At 68.1% G+C, this 24,226-nt stretch carries 28 protein-coding genes and 1 riboswitch; of the genes, 10 read left to right on the forward strand and 18 right to left on the reverse strand.

Going from position 1 to position 24,226, the window contains the following annotated elements:
* Positions 1–8: 8 nt before the first annotated feature.
* On the forward strand, positions 9–1,133 hold the full coding sequence (locus ACNUDN_RS02840) for an ABC transporter ATP-binding protein (RefSeq protein WP_419120536.1): 1,125 nt from the start codon (positions 9–11) through the stop codon (positions 1,131–1,133).
* On the opposite strand, the gene ACNUDN_RS02845 is transcribed toward ACNUDN_RS02840, so the two are convergent.
* On the reverse strand, positions 1,120–1,752 hold the full coding sequence (locus ACNUDN_RS02845; RefSeq protein ID WP_419120537.1) for a TetR/AcrR family transcriptional regulator: 633 nt from the start codon (positions 1,750–1,752) through the stop codon (positions 1,120–1,122). The two genes, ACNUDN_RS02840 and ACNUDN_RS02845, sit on opposite strands and share 14 nt — an antisense overlap.
* Positions 1,753–1,847: 95 nt before the next feature.
* On the opposite strand from ACNUDN_RS02845, the gene ACNUDN_RS02850 reads away from it, so the two are divergent.
* Positions 1,848–3,467 (forward strand): phytoene desaturase family protein, encoded by a 1,620-nt coding sequence (locus tag ACNUDN_RS02850; RefSeq protein ID WP_419120538.1) that lies wholly within the window; start codon positions 1,848–1,850, stop codon positions 3,465–3,467.
* Positions 3,410–5,491, forward strand: coding sequence for an acetate--CoA ligase family protein (locus tag ACNUDN_RS02855; RefSeq protein ID WP_419120539.1), 2,082 nt, complete (start codon positions 3,410–3,412; stop codon positions 5,489–5,491). The genes ACNUDN_RS02850 and ACNUDN_RS02855 overlap by 58 nt, the downstream gene beginning before the upstream one ends.
* Here ACNUDN_RS02855 and ACNUDN_RS02860 read toward each other — a convergent pair.
* Together ACNUDN_RS02860 and ACNUDN_RS02865 are read right to left on the reverse strand one after the other, a co-directional pair.
* A complete protein-coding gene (locus ACNUDN_RS02860) occupies positions 5,476–5,823 on the reverse strand; it encodes a cupin domain-containing protein (RefSeq protein ID WP_419120540.1) in 348 nt (115 codons plus the stop codon). The genes ACNUDN_RS02855 and ACNUDN_RS02860 overlap by 16 nt on opposite strands.
* Positions 5,820–7,049, reverse strand: a complete 1,230-nt coding sequence (locus tag ACNUDN_RS02865) for an NAD(P)/FAD-dependent oxidoreductase (protein ID WP_419120541.1) — start codon at positions 7,047–7,049, stop codon at positions 5,820–5,822. The genes ACNUDN_RS02860 and ACNUDN_RS02865 overlap by 4 nt, the downstream gene beginning before the upstream one ends.
* Before the next feature lie 34 nt (positions 7,050–7,083).
* Here ACNUDN_RS02865 and ACNUDN_RS02870 point away from each other — a divergent pair, with 34 nt between their 5' ends.
* Complete coding sequence (locus ACNUDN_RS02870; protein WP_419120542.1) at positions 7,084–8,259, forward strand: acyl-CoA dehydrogenase family protein; 1,176 nt, start codon at positions 7,084–7,086, stop codon at positions 8,257–8,259.
* Here the strand turns inward: ACNUDN_RS02870 and ACNUDN_RS02875 are convergent.
* From ACNUDN_RS02875 to ACNUDN_RS02910, 8 genes are all read right to left on the reverse strand, one after another.
* Positions 8,201–9,499: a uracil-xanthine permease family protein gene (locus tag ACNUDN_RS02875; protein WP_419120543.1), complete on the reverse strand. Its 1,299-nt coding sequence runs from the start codon at positions 9,497–9,499 to the stop codon at positions 8,201–8,203. The two genes, ACNUDN_RS02870 and ACNUDN_RS02875, sit on opposite strands and share 59 nt — an antisense overlap.
* Before the next feature lie 169 nt (positions 9,500–9,668).
* Positions 9,669–9,935: a DoxX-related protein gene (locus ACNUDN_RS02880; RefSeq protein WP_419120544.1), complete on the reverse strand. Its 267-nt coding sequence runs from the start codon at positions 9,933–9,935 to the stop codon at positions 9,669–9,671.
* A gap of 9 nt (positions 9,936–9,944) precedes the next feature.
* Complete coding sequence (locus ACNUDN_RS02885; RefSeq protein ID WP_419120545.1) at positions 9,945–11,432, reverse strand: flavin-containing monooxygenase; 1,488 nt, start codon at positions 11,430–11,432, stop codon at positions 9,945–9,947.
* Positions 11,433–11,462: 30 nt separating this feature from the next.
* Positions 11,463–12,101, reverse strand: a complete 639-nt coding sequence (locus ACNUDN_RS02890) for a DUF4190 domain-containing protein (protein WP_419120546.1) — start codon at positions 12,099–12,101, stop codon at positions 11,463–11,465.
* A 14-nt stretch (positions 12,102–12,115) separates the two neighbouring features.
* Positions 12,116–12,742, reverse strand: coding sequence for an alpha/beta hydrolase family protein (locus tag ACNUDN_RS02895; RefSeq protein ID WP_419120547.1), 627 nt, complete (start codon positions 12,740–12,742; stop codon positions 12,116–12,118).
* 18 nt (positions 12,743–12,760) lie between these two features.
* The gene (thiD, locus tag ACNUDN_RS02900; protein ID WP_419120548.1) at positions 12,761–13,597 is read right to left on the reverse strand and encodes a bifunctional hydroxymethylpyrimidine kinase/phosphomethylpyrimidine kinase; all 837 of its coding nucleotides are present in this window, start codon (positions 13,595–13,597) and stop codon (positions 12,761–12,763) included.
* Positions 13,594–15,180, reverse strand: a complete 1,587-nt coding sequence (gene thiC / locus ACNUDN_RS02905) for a phosphomethylpyrimidine synthase ThiC (protein ID WP_419120549.1) — start codon at positions 15,178–15,180, stop codon at positions 13,594–13,596. Before thiC ends, thiD begins: the two co-directional genes overlap by 4 nt.
* Positions 15,177–15,286, reverse strand: a riboswitch (TPP riboswitch). Its footprint overlaps the gene before it by 4 nt.
* A gap of 78 nt (positions 15,287–15,364) precedes the next feature.
* A complete protein-coding gene (locus ACNUDN_RS02910) occupies positions 15,365–15,745 on the reverse strand; it encodes a DUF7715 family protein (protein WP_419120550.1) in 381 nt (126 codons plus the stop codon).
* 317 nt (positions 15,746–16,062) lie between these two features.
* Between ACNUDN_RS02910 and ACNUDN_RS02915 the strand changes: the two genes are divergently transcribed.
* Positions 16,063–16,368: a hypothetical protein gene (locus ACNUDN_RS02915; RefSeq protein WP_419120551.1), complete on the forward strand. Its 306-nt coding sequence runs from the start codon at positions 16,063–16,065 to the stop codon at positions 16,366–16,368.
* A 112-nt stretch (positions 16,369–16,480) separates the two neighbouring features.
* On the opposite strand, the gene ACNUDN_RS02920 is transcribed toward ACNUDN_RS02915, so the two are convergent.
* Genes ACNUDN_RS02920 through ACNUDN_RS02930 form a run of 3 tightly spaced genes read right to left on the reverse strand, consistent with a single transcriptional unit; the run spans position 16,481 to position 18,846 of the window.
* Positions 16,481–17,299 (reverse strand): exodeoxyribonuclease III, encoded by an 819-nt coding sequence (locus ACNUDN_RS02920; protein WP_419120552.1) that lies wholly within the window; start codon positions 17,297–17,299, stop codon positions 16,481–16,483.
* A gap of 9 nt (positions 17,300–17,308) precedes the next feature.
* Positions 17,309–18,235 carry an N-acetylglutamate synthase, CG3035 family gene (locus tag ACNUDN_RS02925; RefSeq protein WP_419120553.1) on the reverse strand — a complete coding sequence of 309 codons (927 nt, stop codon included), beginning with the start codon at positions 18,233–18,235 and terminating at the stop codon, positions 17,309–17,311.
* A gap of 17 nt (positions 18,236–18,252) precedes the next feature.
* Complete coding sequence (locus tag ACNUDN_RS02930) at positions 18,253–18,846, reverse strand: peptide deformylase (RefSeq protein ID WP_419120554.1); 594 nt, start codon at positions 18,844–18,846, stop codon at positions 18,253–18,255.
* 149 nt (positions 18,847–18,995) lie between these two features.
* Between ACNUDN_RS02930 and napA the strand changes: the two genes are divergently transcribed.
* The 5 genes from napA to ACNUDN_RS02955 are packed head-to-tail and all read left to right on the forward strand — an operon-like array spanning position 18,996 to position 22,267.
* Entirely contained in the window at positions 18,996–19,304 is a 309-nt protein-coding gene (gene napA, locus ACNUDN_RS02935; protein ID WP_011778008.1) for a nucleoid-associated protein NapA, read from the forward strand.
* Between the two features lie 42 nt (positions 19,305–19,346).
* Complete coding sequence (locus ACNUDN_RS02940; RefSeq protein ID WP_419120555.1) at positions 19,347–19,802, forward strand: LytR C-terminal domain-containing protein; 456 nt, start codon at positions 19,347–19,349, stop codon at positions 19,800–19,802.
* A gap of 10 nt (positions 19,803–19,812) precedes the next feature.
* Entirely contained in the window at positions 19,813–20,520 is a 708-nt protein-coding gene (gene sodC / locus ACNUDN_RS02945) for a superoxide dismutase[Cu-Zn] (protein WP_431959302.1), read from the forward strand.
* Positions 20,501–21,631 (forward strand): glutamate--cysteine ligase, encoded by a 1,131-nt coding sequence (locus ACNUDN_RS02950; protein WP_419120556.1) that lies wholly within the window; start codon positions 20,501–20,503, stop codon positions 21,629–21,631. The genes sodC and ACNUDN_RS02950 overlap by 20 nt, the downstream gene beginning before the upstream one ends.
* Before the next feature lie 3 nt (positions 21,632–21,634).
* Positions 21,635–22,267: an LON peptidase substrate-binding domain-containing protein gene (locus tag ACNUDN_RS02955; protein WP_419120557.1), complete on the forward strand. Its 633-nt coding sequence runs from the start codon at positions 21,635–21,637 to the stop codon at positions 22,265–22,267.
* Between the two features lie 31 nt (positions 22,268–22,298).
* Here ACNUDN_RS02955 and ACNUDN_RS02960 read toward each other — a convergent pair whose 3' ends face one another.
* From ACNUDN_RS02960 to ACNUDN_RS02975, 4 genes are read right to left on the reverse strand one after another with little or no spacing between them, the layout of a single operon-like run.
* Positions 22,299–23,045, reverse strand: coding sequence for an SAM-dependent methyltransferase (locus tag ACNUDN_RS02960; RefSeq protein WP_419120558.1), 747 nt, complete (start codon positions 23,043–23,045; stop codon positions 22,299–22,301).
* On the reverse strand, positions 23,026–23,394 hold the full coding sequence (gene mnhG / locus ACNUDN_RS02965) for a monovalent cation/H(+) antiporter subunit G (RefSeq protein WP_419120559.1): 369 nt from the start codon (positions 23,392–23,394) through the stop codon (positions 23,026–23,028). The genes ACNUDN_RS02960 and mnhG overlap by 20 nt, the downstream gene beginning before the upstream one ends.
* Positions 23,391–23,678: a monovalent cation/H+ antiporter complex subunit F gene (locus ACNUDN_RS02970; protein WP_419120560.1), complete on the reverse strand. Its 288-nt coding sequence runs from the start codon at positions 23,676–23,678 to the stop codon at positions 23,391–23,393. Before ACNUDN_RS02970 ends, mnhG begins: the two co-directional genes overlap by 4 nt.
* Positions 23,675–24,214 (reverse strand): Na+/H+ antiporter subunit E, encoded by a 540-nt coding sequence (locus ACNUDN_RS02975; RefSeq protein ID WP_419120561.1) that lies wholly within the window; start codon positions 24,212–24,214, stop codon positions 23,675–23,677. The genes ACNUDN_RS02970 and ACNUDN_RS02975 overlap by 4 nt, the downstream gene beginning before the upstream one ends.
* Between the last annotated feature and the right edge of the window lie 12 nt (positions 24,215–24,226).

Here is a 24,226-nt window from a genome sequence, read left to right on the forward strand (position 1 = left end):
CGGGGCCGATGACCGGCGGCGCGATCCGGCTGCACCAGCTGGCGAAATCCTTCGGCGGCGTCCCCGCCGTCAGCGCTATCGACCTCGACATCCCTGCGGGACAGTTCTATTCGTTACTGGGCGCGTCCGGTTGCGGCAAGACGACCACGTTGCGCATGATCGCCGGCTTCGAAAGACCCGACTCGGGCCGGATCGAACTCGACGGTCGTGACGTGGCAGCCGACCCGCCGCACAAGAGGCCGGTCAATACCGTGTTCCAGACCTACGCGCTGTTCCCGTTCCTGACCGTCGCCGACAACGTCGCGTTCGGCCTGCGGTACCAGAAGGTGTCCCGCGACGACGCGCGCCGGCGGGTGGGCGAAGCGCTGGATCTGGTTCGCATGGACACCTTCGCCCGCCGCAAGCCCGCGCAGCTCTCCGGCGGTCAGCAACAGCGCGTCGCGCTGGCTCGCGCGCTGGTCCTGCGACCGCGCGTGCTGCTGCTCGACGAACCCCTCGGCGCGCTGGACGCCAAGCTGCGCAAGCAGCTCCAACTGGAACTGCGCGCGATGCAGCGCGAGATCGGTATCACCTTCGTCTACGTCACCCACGACCAGGAGGAAGCGCTGACGATGAGCGATCAGATCGCGGTGCTCGCCGAGGGTCGCGTCGAGCAGGTCGGGCCGCCCCAGGAGATCTACTCGGCGCCGGCGACCACGTTCGTGGCCGGGTTCCTCGGAGCGGCCAACATCTTCGACGCCGAGGTCGTGGAGACCACGGCAGGCCGGGCGGCCTGTGCGGTGTTGGGCACGACGCTGACCGCCGCCGTCGACGACGTACCGGCCCGCGGCGCGGCCGCGGTCGTGATACGGCCCGAACGCATCGACATCCAGACCCGCGGGGCCCCGGTGGGGCCGGAGCGCAACTGCATCGAGGGAACCGTCAAACACGTTGTCTATCTGGGTAATTGCACACAGATCCACGTCGACGTCGGGGTCCCGGCGGACCTGGTCGTCGAGGTGCCCAACCGATCGGGGCCGGAATCGGTGGCCCATCGGCCCGGCGACCGGGTCAACTGCGTGTGCACCCACGACGCGGTGCGGGTGCTGGCGCGCAGCGCGGCCAAGCCGGTGGTCGAGCTCAGTTCCGCCTAGCGACGGAGGTCAGGTTCAGCTCACGCTCGGCGAACCGCATCGCGATGTCATAGGCGACGTCGGAGTCGATCTCGGGGTCCTCCAGCGCCACCTGGATCGACAGGCCGTCGAGCATCGCGGCGAACTCGAGCGCGAACATCCGTGCGTCCACCGCGGCGTCGACCTCGTAGTCGTCGGCCGAGCCGATCGCGTCGACGATCATCGTCCGCCAGCGCGCGTCGAGTTCCACCCGTCCCGCCTTGATCTCGTTGTGCCGGAACGCCTGAGCCCACAGATCGAACCAGAGCCCCCACGCACCGGGGATCTCGTTGTCGGCCGTGGGCACGCACGTCCATCGGATCAGCATGGACAGACGTTCCCGCACCGAGGGGATCTCGGCGAGCATCTTCTCGGCCGCCTCGTAGAACGACTCCTCGGAATAGCGCAACGCGTCCACCAACAGGCGGTCCCGGGTACCGAAGTAGTAGATCACCAGTGCCGAACTCACCCCGGCCCGCCTGGCCACGTCGGCGATGCGGGTGTCGCCGAAGCCGCGTTCGCAGATCAGCTCGGCTGCGGCGCGCAGCATCTCGGTGCGCCTCGCCTCGTTCTGTTCGGTGGCGGGTGCGGGCTCGGCCATCAGGTCAGCGTCCTCCGGGTGCGTCGGTGCTCTTGTCCCAACCCTAACACTTGGTTAGATTGAACAGTCAGTCAAACCCAGTCGAGAGGTCTGTCATGGCCAACGAGTACGACGCCCTCGTCATCGGCGGCGGGCACAACGGGCTGGTATCCGCTGCGTACCTGGCCCGGTCGGGTGCGCGCACCCTGGTGCTGGAATCGCGCGGGTCGGTGGGCGGGGCCGCCACCACCGAGGCCCCCTGGCCGGACGCGCCGCAACTGCGGGTCACCAGGCTGTCGTATGTGATGAGCCTGATGCCCCCGACGATCGTGCGCGAACTGGGCCTCGAGCGCCACGGCTACACGGTGCACCCCATGGGCCCCTATTACCAGGCGTTTCCCGAGGGCGGGTCACTGATCATCTACGAGGACGATCCCGCGCGAACCTACGAACAGCTGGCGAAGTGGTCGAAGAAGGACGCCGACACCTGGCCGGAGTGGAACGCCTGGCTGGCCGGGATCGCCGAAGTCATCGGCCCGCTGCTGACCCAGGTGCCACCGAACATCGGCTCGCGCCGACCGTCGGACCTGCTCGATCTCGCCAAGCTGGTGTGGAGTCAGCGGGGCATCTCCACCCGGATGACCGCCGACGTCACCCGGTTGCTCACCATGAGCATCGCCGATCTGCTCGACGACTGGTTCGAGTCACCCCAGATCAAAGGTGCGCTCGCGGTCAACGGGGTGATCGGAACGTGGGCGGGCCCCTACGAACCCGGCACCGCCTACGTGATGGCCCACCATTCGATCGGCGACGTGGGTGACGGGCAGCTGGGCAGCTGGGGTTATCCCGAAGGCGGGATGGGCGCGGTCTCCGAGGCGATCGCCGCGTCGGCACGCGCCTTCGGCGCCCAGATCAGGACCAACGCCAGGGTCGTCCGGCTTCTGGTCGGCGGTGGCCGCGTCCGCGGCGCCGTTCTCGACACCGGCGAGGAGATCCACGCCCCGGTCGTGGTCACCACTCTGCACCCGAAAACCGCTTTCCTCGAACATATTCCGCGATACGAGCTACCAGAGGACTTCGTCACCGACATCGAGCGCTACAAGACCCGCAGCGGTGTGGTCAAGATCAACCTGGCGCTCGAACAGCTGCCCAACTTCACCGCCGATCCCAGCAGCGGTGTCGCCGAACATCACACCGGATCGGTCGAGATGGCGCCGACGATGGACTACATCGAGGCCGCGTTCCAGGACGCCCGGCTGGGCCGACCGGCCCTGCGCCCGTTCAGCGACGGCGTCATCCCGACCACGCTGGACAGGACCCTCAATCCCGATGGCACGCACATCATGTCGCTGTTCACCCAGTGGGTTCCCGCCGAATGGGCCGACGCCCCGCACACCGAGGAGCTCGACGCGTATGCCGACCGGCTCATCGATCTCTACGACGAGGTGGCCCCCGGTTTCAAGGCGTCGATAACCCACCGCGACATCGTCGGGCCCTACGAGATGGAACAGGAATACGGTCTGTTGGGCGGCAACATCTTCCACGGCGAGCTGTCGCTGGAGCAGCTGTTCCACATGCGCCCGGCGCCGGGCTACGCGGACTACCGCACGCCGGTCGAGGGCCTGTACAACGGCAGCTCGGGTACCCACGCCGGCGGCGGGGTGTGCGGGATTCCGGGATGGCAGGCCGCGCGGGCAGCACTGGCGGACGGGAGAAAGCGCTTCTGGAGGCGATGAACGATCGCGCGGCGGCCGTCGCGGCCATGCTGGGCGCCCGGTCCATCGCCGTGGTCGGCGCCAGTCCGAGGTCGGGCACCTTCGGTGAGCGGATGGTCATCGAGGCCATGCGGGGCGCGCCGCAGGTTGCGCTGGTGAACCCGCGCCACCGCCGGATCGGCGATCTGCCCTGCGCGGCAACGCTGGCCGAGCTCGACCGGGAGGTCGATCTGGCGTTGCTGGGGGTGCCGGATGCGGCCCTGATCGCCCAGCTGCGCGCGGCGGCGGACGCCGGGGTGCGTTCGGCGGTGGTGTTCGGCTCCGCGCACGGACTGCGCGCGGAACTGACCGCCATCGCCACCGAAGCCGGGATGGCGTTGTGCGGCGCGGGGTGCATGGGTTTCGTGAACGTTCCCGCCGGTGTCCGCGCCCTGGGCTACCTGGAGCCCTACCCGCTCGCCGAGGGTGGGATCACCCTCATCACCCACTCCGGGTCGGCGTTCTCCACCATGCTTCGGGCCAACCGCGGCTTCGGTTTTCGGCTCGCGGTGTCCTCGGGGCAGGAGCTGGTCACCGACACCGCGGACTACCTCGACCACGCCCTCGACGACCCGGACACCCGGATCGTCGCGTTGCTGCTGGAGACGCCGCGGGCTCTTCCGCGGCTACGACGGGCGCTGCTGCGCGCCGCCGAGTGCGACGTCCCTGTCGTCGTCCTCACCGTGGGCGTCTCACCGCCGGGGCGCATGATGGTGGCCGCGCATTCGGGTGCGCTGGCCGGCGAGAGCGCCGCGTGGCGCGCGTTCTGTACATCGACGGGCGCCGTGCACGTGACCGATATGGCCGAGTTCACCGACACCGTGGAGCTTTTCGCGGCGAGGCGGCGATCACGGCGGGGTGGGATCGCGACCGTCCATGATTCCGGTGCCGAACGGGCTCTGACCGCCGACCTCGCGCACCACCTCGGGGTGGGGTTCGCCCAGCTGTCGCCCGAGACGCTGACCAGGATCGGTGACCGGCTCGACGACGGACTGGCGCCGTCCAATCCGCTCGACGTGTGGGGTACCGGAGCCGACACCCGGAGCCTGTTCGGGGTCTGCCTGCGCGCGATGGCCGACGACCCCGCTGTCGCGGTGACCGCCCTGGCGGTGGACCTCGTCACCGAGTTCGACGGCGACACCGCGTACGCGGATGCGGTGCTCGACGTCCGCGCGGCCACCGATGCCGCACTGGCGGTGCTGACGTCCGTGCCGTCCGCCGTCGACCGGGCGACCGCCCGGCGGCTCCGCGAGCACGGAGTCGCGGTGCTGGAGAGTGTGCGCAGTGGCGTCGCCGCAATGGGCCACCTCGCCCGCTGGCCGCTGCCGGTCGACCCGCCCTGGTATCCACCCTCGTCGGATCCGCACTCGGGCGACCGACGCCCTCCCCGGGCCACCGGCTTCGAGCTGCTCGCGCATTACGGAATTCCGGTGGTGCCTACCCGTACCGCCCACAGCCTGGCCGGCGCCCTCGCTGCGGCCGCCGCCATCGGATACCCGGTCGCTGTGAAAACGACTGCAGCACAACACAAGAGCGACGTAGGCGGGGTCGTGCTCGATATCGGCGACCAGGACCAGCTGTGTCGGGCCTACACCGCCATGAGTGCTCTCGGACCCGGGGTCACCGTGTCGGCGATGGCGCCGGCGGGCATCGAGGTGTCGGTCGGGTTCGTCCGGGACGAGGCGTTCGGGCCCCTGGTGGTGGTCGCGGCCGGCGGCACACTGGTCGAGTTGCTCGACGACCGGGCCCTCGCCTGTCCTCCGGTGTCGGTCGACCGGGCGCACGAACTACTCGATTCCCTGCGTATTCGCCCGTTGCTCGATGGATGGCGCGGCTCGCCGCCGGCCGATATCGGCGCATTGGCCGATGTCGTGGCCGCCTTCGGCCGGATGGCGGTCGACCTCGCCGACGTCTACGACGCGGTGGAGGCGAACCCGGTGATCGTGTCCCCGACCGGCACGGTCGCCGTCGACGTGCTGCAGATCGGGACTCAGAACACCACGTAGACCTTGCGCACGGTCTCGTGGATCACCCAGGTGCCGGCCCACCCGAGCGGGAACACGGCGATGTCACCGGCGTTCACGTCCAGGGGATCGCCGCCGTCGGGGGTGACCGTCATCCGGCCCGACAGCAGATAGATGACCTCGTTCTCCTCCTGCCGCCAATAGGACGGTCCGGGCGAGCACTGCCAGATTCCCGCCGATCTGGCACCGTCAACCCACATCTCGACGCCGTGGACAGCCATCGGCGCCCCGGTGGCCTCGGTGAGCGGACCCCAGTCCTCCAACTCGGCGTCCGCCGCGCCGGGGAGCAGCGAGGTGAGTACAGCCGGGGTCATCGGGGCGTCCTCTCGTAGGCGGTCTCGGGGAACGGCAGGGAGATCGGTTCCGGTGCCAGTCGGCTGTTGCCGTCGGCATCGAAGCGATCGAGCCCGAGGTCGTCGAGATCGAGCCAGTTGCAGTGACCCGACTCGGTCAGGTCGGCGGCAACCTGGGCGACCGCCGGTCCCCACATCATGCCGTGCCCGGCGGCGCTGGCCACGACGGCGCCCTCGATCGGCCCGTCCTCGGTGCGCAACGGGCCCAGGATCGGCAGGTGGTCGGGCGTGTAGTCGATGGTGGCGGCCCATATGCGTTGCAGTCCGAGACCGGTGGCCGCGGGGAACAGGTGCTCCAACCGCCGGCGCGCGACGCGGTAGTAGTCGATGTCGAAATGAGTTGACGCACCCGGCTGTTCGTCGGGGTTGCTCATGCCCCAGAGCAGACCGCCGGCGTCGCCGGGCCGCCAGTAGATGCCCGACGAGACGTCGAACACCATCGGCAGCTCGGTCACCTCGCGCGTCAGCGCGGCGGTGACCACCACCTGGTGCCGAGTGCCGCCCGCGGGGATCCGTGCGCCCGCCCGGGCGCCGACCTCGGCGAGCTCCGGGCCGCCGGTCAGGACCACCCGCCCGGTGTCGATGGGCCCGTCGGCGGTGTCGACGCCGACGACGCGCCCGCCGGAGACCCGCAGACCGGTGAACGCGCACCGTTCCCGCACCTCGACCCCGCACGCGGTCAGCGCCGCGGTGTAGGCCAGCACATTGCGGGGGGCGTCGATGTACCCGTCCCCGGGCGCGTACGAGGCGCCCAGGGTGACACCGGTGGCCAAACCGGTTCCGCGGCTGTCCACCTCGGTGCTCGACCACCACTCGACCTGCAGGCCGAGTGAGCGCTGCAGGGCGATCCGGTCCCGAGCCTGGTCCACCTCGACCGCGGTGAAGCACGGCATCAGATAGCCCTGCCGGACGAATCCGCAGTCGATCGGAAAGCGGTCACCGCTGTGCGCGTAGAACTCCTGGCTGCGCAGCCCGAGCCGGATCGCGGTCTGGGTACCGCCCTGCGCGCGCACCATGCCCGCGGCGCGGCTGCTTGCGCCCTCGCCGAGGGTGCGGGCCTCCAACAGGACGACGTCGAGCCCACTCTCCTCGGCGAGCAGCACGGCAGTCCACGCCCCGACCGTTCCACCACCGACCACCACGACGTCGGCGCTGCGGATGCTGGTCATATCCGGAAACGCTGACATAGACTGAACGCTCAGTCAAGAGGGAGGCGGCGGTATGTACGGCCTGACCGACGAGGATGAGCGCATCCGCGAAACCGCCCGGGAATTCGTCGAATCCTTGATGCCGTACGAGGTCGAGGCCGAACTCGCCGGCGGAGTCCTGCCCAAGGAGGTCACTGCCGAGCACCGGGCGCGCGCGATCGCACGGGGCTTGTACGCGACCAACATGCCGGCCTCCGTCGGCGGCCGCGGATGCACCGCCCTGCAGCAGATCCTGGTCCAGGAGCAGTGCGGCCGGGTCACCAACGGGCTCGGATGGGTGATGGCCACCCCGCCGCAATGGTGGCCCGAGGTGGCCACCGGGTACCAGCGGCAGCGCTGGCTGCTCCCGACAGTGCGCGGAGACAAACACGAGGCGTACGCGATCACCGAGGAATTCGCGGGATCGGACGTCTCGGCGCTGCGCACCACCGTGCGCCGCGACGGCGAGGAGTACGTCATCGACGGGGTTAAATGGCACGTCACTTCCTTCAACCTGGCGGACTACGTCTTCGTCGAAGGGGTACTGGACGACGGCCCGCATGCCGGAGACCACGTGCTGCTCGTGGTGGACCTGCCCTGGCCCGGCGTGGAAGTCGTTCGCACACCCAAGTATTCGCACAATATCGGTGACGAACACCCCATCGTCGCGTTCAACTCGGCACGCGTGCCGGTGAGCAATCTGGTCGGGACCGAGGGTGGTCCGATGACCTTCACCCAGGACTGGTTCCGGTTCGAGCGAATGATGGTCGCGGCGCGCTGCGTCGGGGCCGCGCAGCGACTGCTCGACGACGTCACGGCGTTCGCGCGGGACCGCATCGTCGACGGGCACCCGCTCGGCGCACATCAACTGGTGGCCGGCATGCTCGCCGACACCGCCACCGAACTGTTCGCCGCGCGCACCATGCTCTACGAGGTGGCCAGGTCGATCGACGCGGGACTGGACCGCAAAACGCTGCACGGGCAGGCGTCGATGGCGAAGCTGTACTGCTCGGAAATGGCGGGCCGGGCGGCCGACCGCGCGGTGCAGATCTTCGGAGGCCGCGGCTACATGCGCGAGAATGTCGCCGAGCGAATGTTCCGCGAATTGCGCGTCGAACGAATCTGGGAGGGGGCCAGCGAGATTCAGCGCCTCATTGTGGCAAGGCAGCTGATGAGTCGCGGTCCGTCGGCTCTTCTCGACCCTGCCTGAAACCGAGCATCCGCATGCCGTGATAGATGAGCAGCGCCGCGATCGAACCCAGGGCGATGCCGGTGAACGTCAGATCTCCGGCACTCCAGGTGAAGTCGGCGATACCGATGATCAGCGGGATGGCCGCGGTCATCTGATTGATCGGTGTGGCGAAGTCGACGTGATTGGTCAGCCAGATCCGGATACCGATGATCCCGACCAGACCGTAGAGCACCACGGTCGCACCCCCGAGCACACCGCTGGGGGTGGCTGCGATGACCGCACCCACCTTCGGGCACAGCGACAGGACGATCGCCACCAGCGCCGCGATCCAGTACGGGGCCGTCGAGTACACCCGGGTCGCCGCCATCACGCCGATGTTCTCGGCGTAGGTCGTCGTCGCCGATCCGCCACCGAAACCGGCCAGCGTCGTCGCGACCCCGTCGGCCGCCAATGCCCGACCCAGCAGCGGGTCCATATCCCGTTTCGTCATCTGGCCGACCGACTTGACGTGGCCGATGTTCTCCGCCACCAACGCGATGACCGCAGGCAGAAACAGGGGCAGCACCGACAACGAGAACGTCGGCGCCTGGAACTCGGGCAGCCCGACCCAGGGCGCCGCGGACACCGCGGCGACCGCATCGGGATCGAGACGCCCGAGGAACAGCGCCAGCAGGTACCCGGTCAGCACCGCGAGCACGATCGCGAGCCGGCCGATCATGCCGCGGAAGAACGCCAGCACCGCGACCAGCAGGACAAGAGTCACCAACGCGAGCAGCGGGTCGGCCTCGAAGTTCAGTTTCGCCGTGGGCGCCAGATTGAACCCGATCAGCGCGACCACCGCGCCGGTGACCACCGGCGGTAGCGCCAGGTCGATCCAGCGGCTGCCCGCGAAGTGCACGACGACGCCGATCACCGTCAGCGTCAGCCCGAGCGCCACGATGCCGCCCAGCGCGGTGCCCATCCGGTTTGCGCCCTCGATCGCCACGATCGGCGCGATGACCGAAAAGCTCGATCCCAGGTAGCTGGGCAGCCGGTTGCCGGTGATCACCAGGAACAAGATGGTGCCGACGCCGGAGAACAGCAGCGTGGTGGCCGGCGGAAAGCCGGTGAGTACCGGCACCAGGAATGTCGCACCGAACATCGCGACCACATGCTGGGCCCCCAGCCCCACGGTGCGGGGCCAGCTCAGACGTTCCTCGGGTGCGACCACGAAATCCGGGTCGGACCTCGAGCTCACATAACGCCACGCGAATGCCATTCAGCGACTACACACCATCGCGCCGTGTGCCGCCAGTCGTGACGGCGTGGGCCGCGCGGACGCGTTGAGACTGCGCTCACGGCGGGGTTTGGGCCGGAAGTACCGCCGTGGCCACAGTCTCGATGAGCGGCCCGGACGGGAAGGTGCCGGTGGGTGACCTCGGTGGCCGCTACCGGTTACGGGCGACGTTGCCGCCCAGATAGAGCAGGTAGAGCACCAGCCCGACGAGCGCGAACGTGCGGGTCTTCTGGGACACCATCGCGACACCGACGGCGGTCTCGATGGCACCGTCGATGTAGACGTGCCGGCGGGTGTCGGTCGGGAACGCCGACTTCGTCACGCCTTCGTAGAGCTGGGGGACCACGAAATGGGACACTCCGGCCCCGGCGAGGAGCAGTCCGGCTGCGCTGGCGGCACGCGAGTTTTCTTTGGGCACAGGCGGATACTAGACGATCGAATAGTCACTGATCGGGAAGTCGGACGCCTCCCGGATCGCGAGTTTCGTCGAGGTGGGCCGCAGCAGGGTGGGTTCGCCGGCCGGGTTGTAGTAGTACGAGCGCGCCGTGGCGCAGCTGCCGTTGGTGAACAGTGAATCACCGAGCAGTGCGGTCATCCGGTCCAGATAGCGGCTGTTGGCTTCCTCGGTGATCTCGAACGTCGTCGCTCCGCGGCGCTTCACCTCGCCGAAGAGCCGGTCCATGTGCCGCATCTGGTATTCCATGGTGTTGAAGAAGTTCAGACCGAGGAACGCATACGGGCTGGCCAGCGACAGGTAGTTCGGGAAGTACGGCATCGACACACCCTGGTATGCCTGGAATCTGGTCTCGCGCCACCACTTGCCGAGGTTGCGTCCTTCCCGGCCGATGACCTCGATGGCAGGAAAGTTGGCCTCCCACAGGTCGAAACCGGTGGCCAGCACCAAGGTGTCGATGCTGGTCTTGGTGCCGTCGTTGGCGACGATGCCGTCGGGTTCGATGCGCGCGATGCCGCTGTCCTGCAGATGGACGTGCGATTTGGTGAAGGTGCGGTAGTAGCTGTTGGAGAACGTGGGCCGTTTGCAGCCGAAGTCGTAATCAGGTGTCAGCTTGGCCCGCAACTCCTTGTCACGGATGGTGGCGAAGCGGTGCATCTTGGCCAGATCGCCCGCGGCGATGTTGAATCGGCCGCGGGTCTGGCGGTTGTGCAGCACCGCCACCGAGACCATGAGCTCGTAGATGGTGTCGGTGACGGCCCGAATCAGCCGCTGGGTCAACGGGAACCGGGCAAACAGCCGCTTCGCGCGTTCGGAGAAGCCGAAGTCGAGCTTGGGCACCACCCAGATCGGGGTGCGCTGGTAGACGGTCAGATCGGCGGCCTTTTTGGCCAGCTCCGGGATGAGCTGTACGGCGGTGGCCCCGGTGCCGATGACGGCGATCTTCTCGCCGGCCGGGTCGTAGGAGTCGTCCCAGGCGGTGGTGTGGATGATCCGGCCGTCGAACTCGGTGATGCCGGGGATGTCGGGCATGTGCGGCTGGGATAGAAATCCGGTCGCGGTGATCAGATACCGCGCCTCCAGCGTCGCACCGTCGGCAAGGTTCACCCGCCACACCGTGGCGTCCTCGTCCCAGCGGGCGCCCTCCACCACGACCCCGAAACGCATATGGCGACGCACGTCGTACTTGTCGGCGACGTCATCGGCGTACTGCTTGATCTCGGCGCCGGTGGAGAACAGCCGTGACCAGTTCGGGTTGGGCTCGAAGAAGTACGAGTACGTCGTCGTGGGCACATCGACGGCCAGTCCCGGGTAGTGGTTGACGTACCACGTGCCACCGAGGTCCTGCTCCCGGTCCAGGATCACGAAATCCTCGATGCCCATCCGCTTGAGCTGGATGGCAGCACCGATTCCCGCGAACCCGGCTCCCACGATGACCGCGTCGAAGTGCTCCGAAGTCATGGCGCAACGGTACCCGAGGTCCGCGAAATCTCAGTCCTTGATCGAACCGGTGCGCGGGGCGTCGAAGGTCGCGATGCAGGTCACCGCCCGGTCGCCGTCGGCCCAGGTCTCCGCGGTGGGATAGAGCACGTAGAGCTGCACCGAGTCGTCGGTCACCGATCGCTGCGAGTAACTGTGCAGCTCAGGCCCGCATTCTTCGTGGTAAGCCTCGACTGCAGCCTGACCGGGGAAATCGCCGTCGGGCAGGGTCAGCACGGCGAACACTTCGCCGGCATGCGGCTCGTCACAGCTGACGGTTCTGACGTTGACCACCCGTTCCCCGTCCGGGATCTCGGCCAGGCAGTCGCCCAGCTGCACGTTCGTTGCGCTGACGCTGTCGTTGGTGACCGCCGCGACGATCACCACCGCGATTCCGATGGACCACACCACCGACAGCACGATGCCCGCGATCGCCATCCCGCGACCACTCCGATACTGCTTGGCCTTGTTCAGGCCGACGATGCCGCAGACCAGACTGACCACGACACCACCGATGATGCCGAAGATGAGCGACACGATGGCCCACCAGTTGGTCCGCGGGGGCGGCGGCGGGTAGTACGGCTGAGCGGGGCCACCCGGGTAGGGCAGCGGGGGCGGCGGGGGGTAGCCGCCCGGCGGGGGCACGGTCACCCAGCGACGATAGCTCAGCGCAGCAGGCGCAGGGCGGCGTCGACCGCGAGCGCGGGAACGTCGAGCCGCCTGGAGCCGAGGTCGTGCCGGGCGCCGGTGACCTCGACGATCTCGGTGCGGCCCGCGACCAACGCTGCCGCGAGCCGGATCTCGTCGAGCGTCCCGAACGGATCGGCGGTGCCATGGGTGAACACGGTCGGCACCGCGATGCGCGGCAGGTGTTCGGTGCGGGCGCGCTCGGGCTTACCGGGTGGGTGTAGTGGATAGGAGAACAACGTCAGCACGTCGAGCGCCAATCCGTCGGCGACAGCCATCGAGGTCAGCCGCCCGCCGTAGGAGTGGCCACCGGCGATGACCGGACCGTCGGCCAGGCCGCGCACGGTGGCGACCGCCTCGACGATGCCGGCGATGTCGGTGGCGGCCGAACCGGAGGGCGGGCCCTTGGGTCGGCGCCGCCGGTAGGGCAGGTTGTAGCGCACCGCGAGCCAGCCCCGCCGGGCCCACTCGTCACCGAGCGCGCGCAGCATCGGTGCTTCCCGGCTGCCGCCCGCACCGTGGGTCAGCGCGACCACGCCCGCCGGGGTGCCGTCGGGTTCATGGGCGACACCCGCGATCTCGTCGAGAGCGGTATCAAAGCTCATCGGGTGAGCATGCCGCAATCATGTGGTGAGGCGGAACAGCGCGGACACCGGACCGTGGCCGTGGCCGAGCGGGTATGCCGCCCGCAGGCACTCGGTGATCCAGCGCTTCCCGAACGCGACAGCCTCGGGCACCGTGTGGCCGTGCGCCAGCGCGCAGGCGATCGCGGCGGCGAGCGTGTCCCCGGCGCCGTGGTCGTGCCCGGTGTCGATTCGGGTGGTGTCGAACTCGTGGAAGTCGGTGCCGTCGAACAGCAGGTCGGGGCTTTGCGACGACGAGCGCAGATGTCCACCCTTGACCAGCGCCCACTGCGGGCCCAGTGCGTGCAGGGCACGAGCCGCGTCGCGCTGACTGTCGGGGTCGACCACCTCGACCCCGGTGATCAGGCGGACCTCGTCGAGGTTCGGCGTGACCAGCGTGGCGAGGGGGAACAGCTTGTCGCGGAGGGCATTCAGGGCGCTGGGATGCAGCAGCGGATCACCGTGCATGGATGCACACACCGGGTCCACGACGAGCGGAACGGTGCCGTCGAGTCCCTCGGCCGTCCAGGTATCGGCGACCGTTTCGATGATGTCCGATGATGCGAGCATGCCGGTCTTGGCGGCCTGCAGCCCGATATCCGATGCCACCGCCTCGATCTGACCGGCGACGATGTCCAGCGGAATCTCGTGGAAGCCTTTGACGCCCACCGAATTCTGCACCGTGACCGCGGTGACCGCGACCAGCCCGTGCAGGCCGAGCAGCGCGAAGGTGCGCATATCGGCTTGGATGCCGGCGCCGCCGCCGGAGTCCGACCCGGCGATGGTCAGCACCCGCAGCGGCGTCTGACCCGGCGGGGTCAAAGGCAGGAACGTCATGTCGTCACGACCGGCAGGTACACCTGGTTGCCTTGTTCGGCGAACTCGCGGGACTTCTCCTTCATGGCTTCCTGAACATCGTGGCTGATCCGCATCGAGCAGAACTTCGGACCGCACATCGAGCAGAAGTGGGCGGTCTTGGCGGGGGTGGCGGGCAGTGTCTCGTCGTGGAACTCCCGGGCGGTGTCCGGGTCCAGCGACAGGTTGAACTGGTCCTCCCAACGGAATTCGAATCGTGCCCGGGAGAGGGCATCGTCGCGCTGCTGTGCCCGGGGATGGCCCTTGGCCAGATCGGCCGAGTGGGCCGCGATCTTGTAGGCGATGACGCCGTCCTTGACGTCCTTGCGGTTGGGCAACCCCAGATGCTCCTTGGGCGTCACATAACACAACATGGCGGTACCGGCCTGGGCGATGATCGCGGCACCGATCGCCGAGGTGATGTGGTCGTAGGCCGGTGCGATATCGGTGGCCAGCGGACCCAGCGTGTAGAACGGGGCCTCGTCGCAAAGCTCCTCTTCCAGGCGCACGTTCTCGACGATCTTGTGCATCGGAATATGGCCGGGTCCCTCGATCATCACCTGTACGCCATGGGATTTGGCGATGGCGGTGAGTTCTCCCAGCGTGCGCAGCTCTGCGAACTGGGCGGCGTCGTTGGCATCGGCGATCGATCCGGGACGCAGGCCGTCACCGAGGGAGAACGTGACGTCGTAGCGGGCGAGGATCCCGCAGAGCTCCTCGAAGTTCGTGTAGAGGAACGACTCGCTGTGGTGTGCCAGGCACCACGCGGCCATGATCGACCCGCCGCGCGAGACGATGCCCGTGACGCGGTCGACGGTCAGCGGGATGTGGCGCAGCAGCACGCCCGCGTGCACCGTCATGTAGTCGACACCCTGCTCGCACTGTTCGATCACGGTGTCGCGGTAGACATCCCAGTTGAGCTTGACCGGATCGCCGCCGACCTTTTCCAGGGCCTGGTACATCGGGACGGTGCCCACGGGTACCGGCGAGTTGCGCAGTATCCATTCCCGGGTCTGGTGGATGTCGCGACCGGTGGACAGGTCCATGATGGTGTCGGCGCCCCAACGGGTGGCCCAGACCATCTTGTCGACCTCTTCGGCGATCGAGGAGGTGACCGCCGAGTTGCCGATGTTGGCGTTGATCTTCACCGCGAACGCCTTGCCGATGATCATCGGTTCGGCCTCGGGATGGTTGTGGTTGGCCGGAATGACCGCACGGCCGCGCGCCACCTCGTCGCGCACGAGTTCGGGCTGCACGCCCTCTCGTTCGGCGATGAACGCCATCTCGGCGGTGATCTCCCCGGCCCGGGCCCGCTGCAACTGGGTGCCGCGGTCACGAGTGACCTGCCGGCGGGGCAGGCCGGTGTCCAGGTCGATGACGGCGCTGCCATCGGTGTAGGGGCCGGACGTGTCGTACAGGTCGAGGTGCTCACCGTTGGTGAGGTTCACCCGACGGAACGGGACCCCGTTCCGATAGACCTTGGTGCTGCCCTGGATCGGGCCGGTGGTGACATCGGTGACAGTGGTCGCACTGGTGTCAGTGGTCGCAGCGGTGACATCAGACATGTGAAATCTCTTCTCCCTACGCCGGCATTACCCGGTCAGGTTCGTACGGTCGACGGGCCTACCCGTCCTCTCAGCGCGCTCGGTACGCACTCCCGCGTCGGTGACGGGTGCCACGCTAGCGCAGGGACCCGTCATTAGGGAACAGGGAGGGAACAGGGCGCAGCTTCAGCAGGCAGGTCCGTGTCTAGAACAGGGCCCCTCGGACGAAGAAGTTCTCCAGCCGGCGAGTGATGATCGCACCGACCGGAAGCTGTGCGGCAATCTCGAGATTGTCGTCGGCAACTCCTTCGGCCCAGGAGACAGGCCAACCGCCGTCGCCCAGACTGGTCGTGAACGCGAGGATCAGGTCGTCGCGGCTCATCTCCGTCTGCACCACCATCGCGGTGGTGGTGGCACGATGGGAGGCCGCGCCGGCGAACCCCCGCCCGCAGCCGCACGGGCCGTCGGGGTCGCGGCGGTCCCGGTCGCACGGGTCCTGGATCCAGACCAGTTCCCGTTCGATGCAGAAGTGATAATCCCCGGGATGTGTTCCCTGCGTATGTTCGGTGGCCACAAGGATTTTCACCGGCGCTCCACGCACGGCCGATGGTGGGCGGGTGGCGGAGCCGAGCCGGCGATGCACGCGGCCAGGTCGCGGCGGGGAGGTTGGGGGTGCGGATGCGATCTGTCGAACATGTGAGCGATGGTAATCAGCCCCGCCGACAAATCTCATCGCTGTGTTTCTGCCATCGACCGTTCAATTTCTGCCATCGGAATTATCTGCCTGACCTGCTGGTTTAACGGGTCAGATCGCAAGATCGAGCAGAACGAACCACCACCATCAAGTCGAAACCGCGCGACACGCTCCACGGCTCCGACCCCGACACAGGGAAGAGCAGAACCATGAAGAACGCCACCATCGCCACCATCGCCACCGCCGCCGGATTGTCCGCAGCCACCCTCGGGCTGGCCGCGCCGACGCTGGCCGCCCCGAGTGCCGGCAACGCCGACACCACCATCGCTCAGCTGGAGGCCCAGGGCCACCGGGTGGTGGTCAACCGCCTCTCCGGAGCCCCGCTGAGCGAAGCCTCGGTCGTGGGCATCCACAAAGGTGGCGATATCCGCGGCACCATCCGCGACTACCGCTACGACCGCACTTACCAGAACACCAAGACCGGTGCCAGCGTCTACTACGTCGACGTGAAGTAGTCGGGCGCACAACAAGTCTCGGTGTAAGGCCCGAAGAGGCCGACCTGACGTGACCGTCCGGTGGTGAACACGGGGCCGTCTCCCTTCAAGGAGGCGGCCCCGTTTCCGTGCGTCAGTCGGTCAGGTCCACCACCACCGGAGCGTGGTCGCTGGGGGAACCGACCCGGTTCTTGCCGGTCTTGCGTTCGTCACGGGCGATCTCGGCACCGACGACGCGCTCGGCCAGCGCCGGGGAGCCCAGGATGAAGTCGATGCGCATTCCACGGTTCTTCGGGAATCGCAGCTGGGTGTAGTCCCAGTAGGTGAACGTGCCCGGTCCCGGGGTGAACGGCCGGACCACATCGGCGAACCCGGCCGCGACGACGGCCGCGAAGGCAGCCCGTTCGGGTTCGGTGACGTGCGTGCTGTCCTGGAACAGCGAGATGTCCCACACGTCGTCGTCAACCGGCGCGATGTTCCAGTCCCCGACCAGCGCAATGGGCGCTTGCGGGTCGGACCGCAACCACGACGCCGCGGTGTCGTGCAGTGCGGCAAGCCATTCCAGCTTGTAGGTGTAGTGCGGCGAGTCCACGGTGCGCCCGTTGGGGACGTACAGGCTCCACACCCGGACCCCGCCGCACGTCGCGCCCAGCGCGCGGGCCTCGGCGGCGGCCTCGACCTCCGGCTTGTCACTCCAGCTGGGCTGGCCGTCGAACCCCACTTGGACGTCGTCGATGCCGACGCGGGACGCGATCGCCACGCCGTTCCACTGGCTGACGCCGCAGTGGACCACGTCATAGCCCAGTGCCGCGAACGGCATGGTCGGGAACTGGTCGTCGGAACACTTGGTCTCCTGCATGGCCAGCACGTCGACGTCGGCGCGTTCCAGCCAGTCGGTCACACGGTCGACCCGGGCGCGGATGGAGTTGACGTTCCAGGTAGCCAGGCGCATGCGGCAACCCTACGTGCGCCCGGGTTGACCGCGTGCGCCCAGCAGGTCCTCGGCCCGGACATAGCGCGATCGGTGGTGCACCCGGAAGCCCATCGCGTCATACAGCGCGCGGGCAGCGGAATTGTCTTCGACCACTTGTACATACGCCCGGGTGGCGCGATGCGCGTGCGCCCAGTCCAGCAGCCCCAGGCACAGCCGGCGTGCCAGGCCCTGTCTGCGGGAGCCCTCCGAAACGTGCACCGCCGAGATACCGGCCCATCGGGTGCCGTCCGGCGCCTCGGTGACCGCCACCCGTCCCACGGCCGCGCCGGCCAAGGTGCCGAATCCGACCTCGCCCCCCACCGTCGCGGTGAGGACGTCGACCGGCACATCCCGCTGGTACAGCTGCAACCATGCTGCATCGGGCGCCGCTGCGACCGACACCTCCGACCTGCCGGAACCCTCGACATCCGTTGTCATGACCAAGTTCTCGGCATCGGTTACCACACCGTCGGGCAGTCGGATCAGCCGGTCCGGGGCGGACACGACGGCCGGTTGCCCGCGCTCGGCATACCACTGTGCCACCGCCGTGATCTCACTGAACGACGAGAAGCGCAACGGCACCGCCGAATTCGCGCGCCGGGTGACACCGCGGCCGTGGCGCAGCAGCCAGCCGTCGAGCCACTCCTGCTCGGTTCCGGGCCAGGCCAGCGCGGCGGCGTGTTCGAGGTTGCGGATCTGCCCGGTACGCACCGGCATCTCGGGCACCACCCGGACGGCCAGCACATCCTCGATATCCACCTCGACGACATCGCCGTGCCGGGTGCGGATCCGGACCACAGTTGCGGAGTCGGAGTCCACGATGTGGCCCACGACATCGGTCATCGGCCGGTCCGGGTCCGCCGGCAGCCGGTAGCGCAGACTCACCCGGGAGCCGACCTCCGGCAGCTCGGTCATCGCTTCTTCACCGAGCCTCAGTGGCCGAACGGGTCGGGATCCTCACCAGGCATCCAGGACAGTCCGGGAACGCCCCAGCCGTTGGCCTTGACGGCCTTCTTCGCGCTGCGTGCGTTGCGTCCGATCAACCGATCGAGGTAGAGGAAGCCGTCGAGGTGTCCCGTCTCGTGCTGCAGCATCCGCGCGAACAGGTCGGTGCCCTCGATCGTGATCGGCGTCCCGTCGGCATCAAGTCCCGTCACCCGCGCCCAGTCGGCCCGGCCCGTCGGGAACGACTCGCCGGGCACCGACAGACAGCCTTCGTCGTCGTCATCGGGGTCCGGCATCGTCTCGGGCACGTCGGAGGTCTCCAGCACCGGATTGACCACGACGCCGCGGCGCCGCGAGGTCTTCTTGCGCGCGTCGGCGCAGTCGTAGACGAAGACCCGTTTGTTGACCCCGATCTGATTGGCCGCCAGCCCGACCCCGTGGGCCGCGTCCATCGTGTCGTAGAGGTCGGTGATCAGATCGGCCAGCTCGGCCGGCAGCGAACCGTCCTCGCCGACGGGCACCGGCTCGGTCGCGGTGTGCAGAACGGGATCTCCCACGATGCGGATGGGTCTGACTGCCATGCGAGGAAGCTTAGGGGCAAACAGGACGCCGGTGTTTTGGCCGCCGACTCGCGGCGATTGGTGGCGGTGTCGGTGACCGAGCCGTGATTGAATACTCGCCGAAACCACACTGATGTCATTCTCGATTCCGGAAGGGTCCAAGTAGCGACATGGACGGCGCCATCGCGCGGGCTGAGCGTTCTGGGGACGACACCGAGCCCACCGACGGTCTGACCCGTCGCGAGCACGACATCTTGGCCTTCGAGCGCCAGTGGTGGAAGTACGCCGGCTCGAAGGAGGACGCCATCAAGGAGCTGTTCTCCATGTCGGCGACCCGTTACTACCAGGTGCTCAACGCCCTGGTGGACCGCCCGGAGGCGCTCGCCGCGGACCCGATGCTGGTGAAGCGCCTACGTCGGCTGCGAGCCAGCAGGCAGAAGGCACGTGCGGCACGCCGCCTCGGATTCGACGTCACGTAAGCACGGCGGGGCCGGCTCAGGCCCGCGATACAGTAGGCGCCGATGAACCAGCGAGATTCCACGGGTCTGCCCATTCGTGCCATCGTCATGGTGCTGTTGTTCCTCGGCGTCGTCTTCCTGCTTGTCGGCCTGCAGTCGCTGGGAGGCTCTGACAACGACGATTCGTCGGCGGCGACGACCGTCACGGCCACGACGACCACCACCAGCGTGGCACCGCAGGAACCGGCCAGACCGCAGGTGCGGGTCTTCAACATCTCCGAGACCGAGGGCGCCGCCGAAGCCACCGCGACCCGGCTGCGCGACGCCGACTGGGACGTCGCCGAAACCGGCAACCTCGCGGTGCCGGAGGTGACGGTGACCACGGTCTACTTCGGCGACACCCCCGGCGAGCAGGAGGCCGCCGAAGAGGTGGGCCGACTGCTCGAGGCGCCGGTCGCCCCGCGGGTGCCCGAGCTCATAGAGCAGCCGCCGGGCGTGGTCGTACTGGTTACCGGCTAGGCTCTTGCACATGCTCAGGTCCGTCGCTGCCGCCACCTTGTTCGCAGTGCCCGCACTGGCGTTGAGTGCGTGCGCTCCTCCCGGAGAAGTGCCCTCGGATTCGCCCGGCACCACACCCCCGGTGTGGACCGGTTCGCCCTCGCCCACTGCCGGTCCTGGCGACCACGGTGCAGGGCACGGCGGGGGCGGCGCGGCGGCCGGGGGGGAAACCCTGACGGCCGACCTGAAGTTGGCCGACGGAACCACCGTTGCCACTGCCGACATCACCTTCTCCGACGGCTATGCCACTGTCACCGTCGAGGCCACCGGCGGCGAACTCGAGCCGGGCTTCCACGGGATGCACATTCATTCGGTGGGCCGCTGCGAGGCCGATTCGGTCGCGCCGACCGGTGGGGCTCCGGCCGACTTCAACTCCGCCGGCGGACACTTCCAGGTAGCCGGCAACACCGGTCACCCGGCCAGCGGCGACCTGACCTCGTTGCAGGTCCGCGAGGACGGCTCGGCGATGCTGGTGACCACCACCGACGCCTTCACCGCGGAGGATCTGCTCGACGGTGAGGGCACCTCCCTGATCATCCACGAGCGACCCGACAACTTCGCCAACATCCCGCCGGAGCGTTACCAGCAGGTGAACGGGGATCCGCCGCCGGATCAGACCACCCTGGCGACCGGCGACGCCGGGGCGCGGGTGGCGTGCGGTGTCATCACCAGGGGCTGACGGCCGCATCGACTTCGCCGGGTCGGCCCGCCCGACCCTGGGTGTCGAGTGGGAGTTCGCGCTCGTCGACGCTGTCACCCGGGACCTCAGCAACGAGGCCGCGACGGTGATCGCCGAGATCGGCGAGAACCCGCGGGTGCACAAAGAGCTGCTGCGCAACACGGTTGAGGTGGTCACCGGCATCTGCGACAACGCCGGGGAGGCGATGCAGGATCTCGCATCCACCCTGCGCCCGGTGCGTGAGGTGGTGCGGGAACGCGGTATGGAGCTGTTCTGTGCGGGCACACACCCGTTCGCGAACTGGTCGGCCCAGAAGTTCACCGACGCCCCGCGCTACGCCGAGCTGATCAAACGCACCCAGTGGTGGGGGCGGCAGATGCTCATCTGGGGTGTGCACGTGCACGTCGGCGTCTCGTCGGCGCACAAGGTGATGCCGATCATCACCTCGCTACTGCACCAATACCCTCATCTGCTGGCGCTCTCGGCGTCCTCCCCGTTCTGGGACGGTGAGGACACCGGCTACGCCAGCAACAGGGCGATGATGTTCCAGCAGCTGCCGACCGCCGGGCTCCCGTTCCACTTCCAGGAATGGCGCGAGTTCGAGCGCTTCGTCGGCGACCAGAAGAAGACCGGCATCATCGACCACATCAACGAGGTCCGCTGGGACATCCGGCCTTCCCCGCATCTGGGAACCATCGAGGTCCGCATCTTCGACGGGGTGTCGAACCTGCACGAGCTCTCGGCGCTGGTCGCGCTGACCCACTGCCTCATCGTCGACCTGGACCGGCGGATCGAGGCGGGGGAGTCGCTGCCGGTGATGCCGCCCTGGCACGTTCAGGAGAACAAGTGGCGCGCAGCGCGTTACGGCCTGGACGCGATCATCATCCAAGACGCCGACAGCAACGAGCGTCTGGTCACCGAGGATCTCGACGATCTGCTGCAGCGACTGCAACCGGTGGCCAAGATGCTGTCGTGCACCGAGGAACTGGCACGGGTGCCCGACATCTATCACCGCGGCGCCTCCTACCAGCGGCAGCGGCGGGTCGCCGAGGAGTCCGACGGCGACCTGCGGGCAGTGGTGGATGCCCTGGTCGCCGAGCTGGTGCTCTAGGCCATGCCGACCGTGCCGATGTTTCCGCTGGAGGTGGCGATGCTGCCCGGCGAAGAACTGCCGTTACGGGTTTTCGAACCGAGGTACTCCGCGCTCGTGCAGGCGTGCTTGAGCGCCGACGATCCGGCCTTCGGTGTCGTGCTCATCGCGGCGGGGCGCGAGGTCGGCGGTGGGGACACCCGCAGTGACATCGGCGCGCTGGCGCACATCACCGAGTGTGTCGACCTGGGTTCCGGTCACTACCGGTTGAAATGTGCTCTGCAGGAACGGATCCGAGTCCTGGAGTGGCTGCCCGACGACCCGTACCCCAGGGCGGTGGTCGAACTGTGGCCGGACGAGCCGGGTTCGGCCGTCGACGTCGACGCGATCCGCGACATCGAGGACCGCATCGTCGCCCTGTTCGAACGGATCGCGACTGCGCGCGGTGCGCAGGTCAACGCCCGCGACATCGTCGCCGGTGCCGATGCGTCCGGTGATGCTGCGAAGTGGTTGTACGCGTTGACCGCTCGGCTTCCGATGGGCCAGGCCGACCGGTACTCGGTGCTGGCCGCGCCGACGGCGGCGGATCGGGTCATCGCTCTCTCGGAGGCCGTCGACACGGTGACGGCGATGGTGGAGTTTCAGCTCTCGGAGTGACCTGCCGTCCGCTAATGCACTGACCCCGGGATCAGAGCTTACGGCCGTCGAGCAGCACGCTACGTCCCGCCGAAGATCCGCCGCCGGGCCGGGCGCGGTGGTAGCGGTCCAACAACTGCACGGTCGCGGTGGACCCGACCTCCCAGTGCCGGGCGCACAACCAGCACTCGTGGTCGGGTCCGCCCGGATCGACCTCGATGCCGATCCGGCTGCCACGTGCACTGTAGAGGTCGATCTGGCCGAGGAGATGTTCCTGGTCGTCGGCGGGTAGTCGCGGCAGCAGCGCCTCGGCCACCCAGACCGTCGGCTCGTCGTGATCGAACCCGGCACCGCTCAGTTCGCGCGGCCAATCCCGGTGCGCATCGACAGGCACCGGCACATACCGTGCCGCGGGCCGCACATCGGCCTGGGCGAGGACACGCTGTTTGAATTCCAGCACCTGCGGTCGCTCCACCTCGAAGATCACCGTGTCGTCGAGCCAGGGCAACCGCCAGGCCCGGGCGTCCCAACCGGCGTCGAGGATCACGACTTGTGACACCCCGGCCGAGCTCGCGGTGAGCAAGAAGTCGTCGAACCACTTCGTATGCGCGGCAGTGTGATCGGTGATCTCCTGGCTCTGCTCCGGGGCCTGCTCACGTGCGGCGTCGACGAACAGCCGGGCGTACGGATCGGTGAACAGCGGACGAGGTGAGGTGGTCTCCCGAGCACGTGACATCGCGGTGACCAATGGGGTTACACCGACACCGGTCGCGTCCGGCTCACCGTCCAGAACTGTCATGGCCGCCGGATTCCCGTTCGGCCGCGAAATCATGCATTTCGTCCCTGGTCAGCAGATCGTCGCGGATGTTCTGCTCCCGGTAAGCGAGCTGACCCACCCGGTTCGCGATCACCGGTGCGGTGATGACGGTGAACATGCCCGTCAGGATCAGCATGCCGACGTCGATGTTGCCGCGCAGCCGGATCGCCGCCCCGGCCAGCACCAGCAGCAGACCGAGCACCTGCGGCTTGGTGGCCGCGTGCATCCGCGACAACGTGTCGGGGAACCGGACCACACCGATGGCGGCGGTCAGGGCCAGTGCCGATCCGGCGAGGATGAGCACCGCGGCGATGATGTCGGAGACGGTCATCGTGCGGGCCCCTTGTTCGCCGGATCGGCGACGTCGGGCACGCGGAACCTCGCCACGCTGACCGAGCCGACGAACGTGATCAGCGCCAGCGCGGTGAGGCTGTAGGTGACGGTGGTGTCCAGGCTGAACGCCGCCCACGTACCGATGGCGCACATCGTCACCGCGACCAGGGTGTCGAGGGCGACCAACCGGTCCAGCGTGGTCGGACCGAGCAGCATCCGGCACATGGTGGCGACCGCCGCCAGCGAGAGCATCGCACCGGCCGCGACCCAGACGTACATCATGCGGGATCCACCTCCTTGTCTGTTGACGGCTTCCAGTCCGCATCGCGTTCGAAGGACGCCACCAAGAGCTTCTGCAGCGTGTCCACCTGGTGGTAGAAGCGGTTGACGGTGCGGTCGGAACCGACGTCCAGAACGTGCACGTAGATCATCCGGCGCTGCTGATCGATCTCCAGGACGATGTTGCCCGGCGTCAGATTCAAGATGTTGACCGCCAGCGCCAGCACCAGATCGGACTTCAGATGCAGGTGTGCCCGCAGCACCGCGGTGAGCGGAGGAGGTCCCGGCTTGACCGCCAGGGCCGCAACCTGGAACGACGAGACGATCAGCCAGTAGGCCACGGTGACCACCAGGCGCAGCACCGACAGCGGATGGAACCGTCCCTCGACCGGGACCGGCGGCAGCGGCAGTAACAGCGTGATGACCAGCGCGACCGCCAGGCCGGACAGAATATTCGCGGCAGAGATGTTGCCCCACAACAACACCCACACCAGGATGAGCCAGCACACCATCCACAGGCGCAGCGCGAGGGATCTCATCGAGCGCAGCCT

The organism is Mycobacterium sp. smrl_JER01 (genome assembly GCF_048513595.2).
GTDB lineage: Bacteria > Actinomycetota > Actinomycetes > Mycobacteriales > Mycobacteriaceae > Mycobacterium.

What these genes read in the sequence shown, in the direction of transcription:
- ACNUDN_RS02865 (WP_419120541.1), bottom strand. Translation starts at nt 7,049, where the DNA reads ATGTCAGCGTTTCCGGATATGACCAGCATCCGCAGCGCCGACGTCGTG.
- ACNUDN_RS02860 (WP_419120540.1), bottom strand. Translation starts at nt 5,823, where the DNA reads ATGACCCCGGCTGTACTCACCTCGCTGCTCCCCGGCGCGGCGGACGCC.
- ACNUDN_RS02915 (WP_419120551.1), top strand. Translation starts at nt 16,063, where the DNA reads ATGAAGAACGCCACCATCGCCACCATCGCCACCGCCGCCGGATTGTCC.
- ACNUDN_RS02975 (WP_419120561.1), bottom strand. Translation starts at nt 24,214, where the DNA reads ATGAGATCCCTCGCGCTGCGCCTGTGGATGGTGTGCTGGCTCATCCTG.
- ACNUDN_RS02925 (WP_419120553.1), bottom strand. Translation starts at nt 18,235, where the DNA reads ATGACCGAGCTGCCGGAGGTCGGCTCCCGGGTGAGTCTGCGCTACCGG.
- ACNUDN_RS02970 (WP_419120560.1), bottom strand. Translation starts at nt 23,678, where the DNA reads ATGATGTACGTCTGGGTCGCGGCCGGTGCGATGCTCTCGCTGGCGGCG.
- ACNUDN_RS02850 (WP_419120538.1), top strand. Translation starts at nt 1,848, where the DNA reads ATGGCCAACGAGTACGACGCCCTCGTCATCGGCGGCGGGCACAACGGG.
- thiD (WP_419120548.1), bottom strand. Translation starts at nt 13,597, where the DNA reads ATGACGTTCCTGCCTTTGACCCCGCCGGGTCAGACGCCGCTGCGGGTG.
- ACNUDN_RS02875 (WP_419120543.1), bottom strand. Translation starts at nt 9,499, where the DNA reads ATGGCATTCGCGTGGCGTTATGTGAGCTCGAGGTCCGACCCGGATTTC.
- thiC (WP_419120549.1), bottom strand. Translation starts at nt 15,180, where the DNA reads ATGTCTGATGTCACCGCTGCGACCACTGACACCAGTGCGACCACTGTC.
- sodC (WP_431959302.1), top strand. Translation starts at nt 19,813, where the DNA reads ATGCTCAGGTCCGTCGCTGCCGCCACCTTGTTCGCAGTGCCCGCACTG.
- ACNUDN_RS02895 (WP_419120547.1), bottom strand. Translation starts at nt 12,742, where the DNA reads ATGAGCTTTGATACCGCTCTCGACGAGATCGCGGGTGTCGCCCATGAA.
- ACNUDN_RS02930 (WP_419120554.1), bottom strand. Translation starts at nt 18,846, where the DNA reads ATGGCAGTCAGACCCATCCGCATCGTGGGAGATCCCGTTCTGCACACC.
- ACNUDN_RS02960 (WP_419120558.1), bottom strand. Translation starts at nt 23,045, where the DNA reads ATGACAGTTCTGGACGGTGAGCCGGACGCGACCGGTGTCGGTGTAACC.
- ACNUDN_RS02845 (WP_419120537.1), bottom strand. Translation starts at nt 1,752, where the DNA reads ATGGCCGAGCCCGCACCCGCCACCGAACAGAACGAGGCGAGGCGCACC.
- ACNUDN_RS02885 (WP_419120545.1), bottom strand. Translation starts at nt 11,432, where the DNA reads ATGACTTCGGAGCACTTCGACGCGGTCATCGTGGGAGCCGGGTTCGCG.
- ACNUDN_RS02940 (WP_419120555.1), top strand. Translation starts at nt 19,347, where the DNA reads ATGAACCAGCGAGATTCCACGGGTCTGCCCATTCGTGCCATCGTCATG.
- mnhG (WP_419120559.1), bottom strand. Translation starts at nt 23,394, where the DNA reads ATGACCGTCTCCGACATCATCGCCGCGGTGCTCATCCTCGCCGGATCG.
- ACNUDN_RS02840 (WP_419120536.1), top strand. Translation starts at nt 9, where the DNA reads ATGACCGGCGGCGCGATCCGGCTGCACCAGCTGGCGAAATCCTTCGGC.
- ACNUDN_RS02920 (WP_419120552.1), bottom strand. Translation starts at nt 17,299, where the DNA reads ATGCGCCTGGCTACCTGGAACGTCAACTCCATCCGCGCCCGGGTCGAC.
- ACNUDN_RS02855 (WP_419120539.1), top strand. Translation starts at nt 3,410, where the DNA reads ATGGCAGGCCGCGCGGGCAGCACTGGCGGACGGGAGAAAGCGCTTCTG.
- napA (WP_011778008.1), top strand. Translation starts at nt 18,996, where the DNA reads ATGGACGGCGCCATCGCGCGGGCTGAGCGTTCTGGGGACGACACCGAG.
- ACNUDN_RS02870 (WP_419120542.1), top strand. Translation starts at nt 7,084, where the DNA reads ATGTACGGCCTGACCGACGAGGATGAGCGCATCCGCGAAACCGCCCGG.
- ACNUDN_RS02955 (WP_419120557.1), top strand. Translation starts at nt 21,635, where the DNA reads ATGCCGACCGTGCCGATGTTTCCGCTGGAGGTGGCGATGCTGCCCGGC.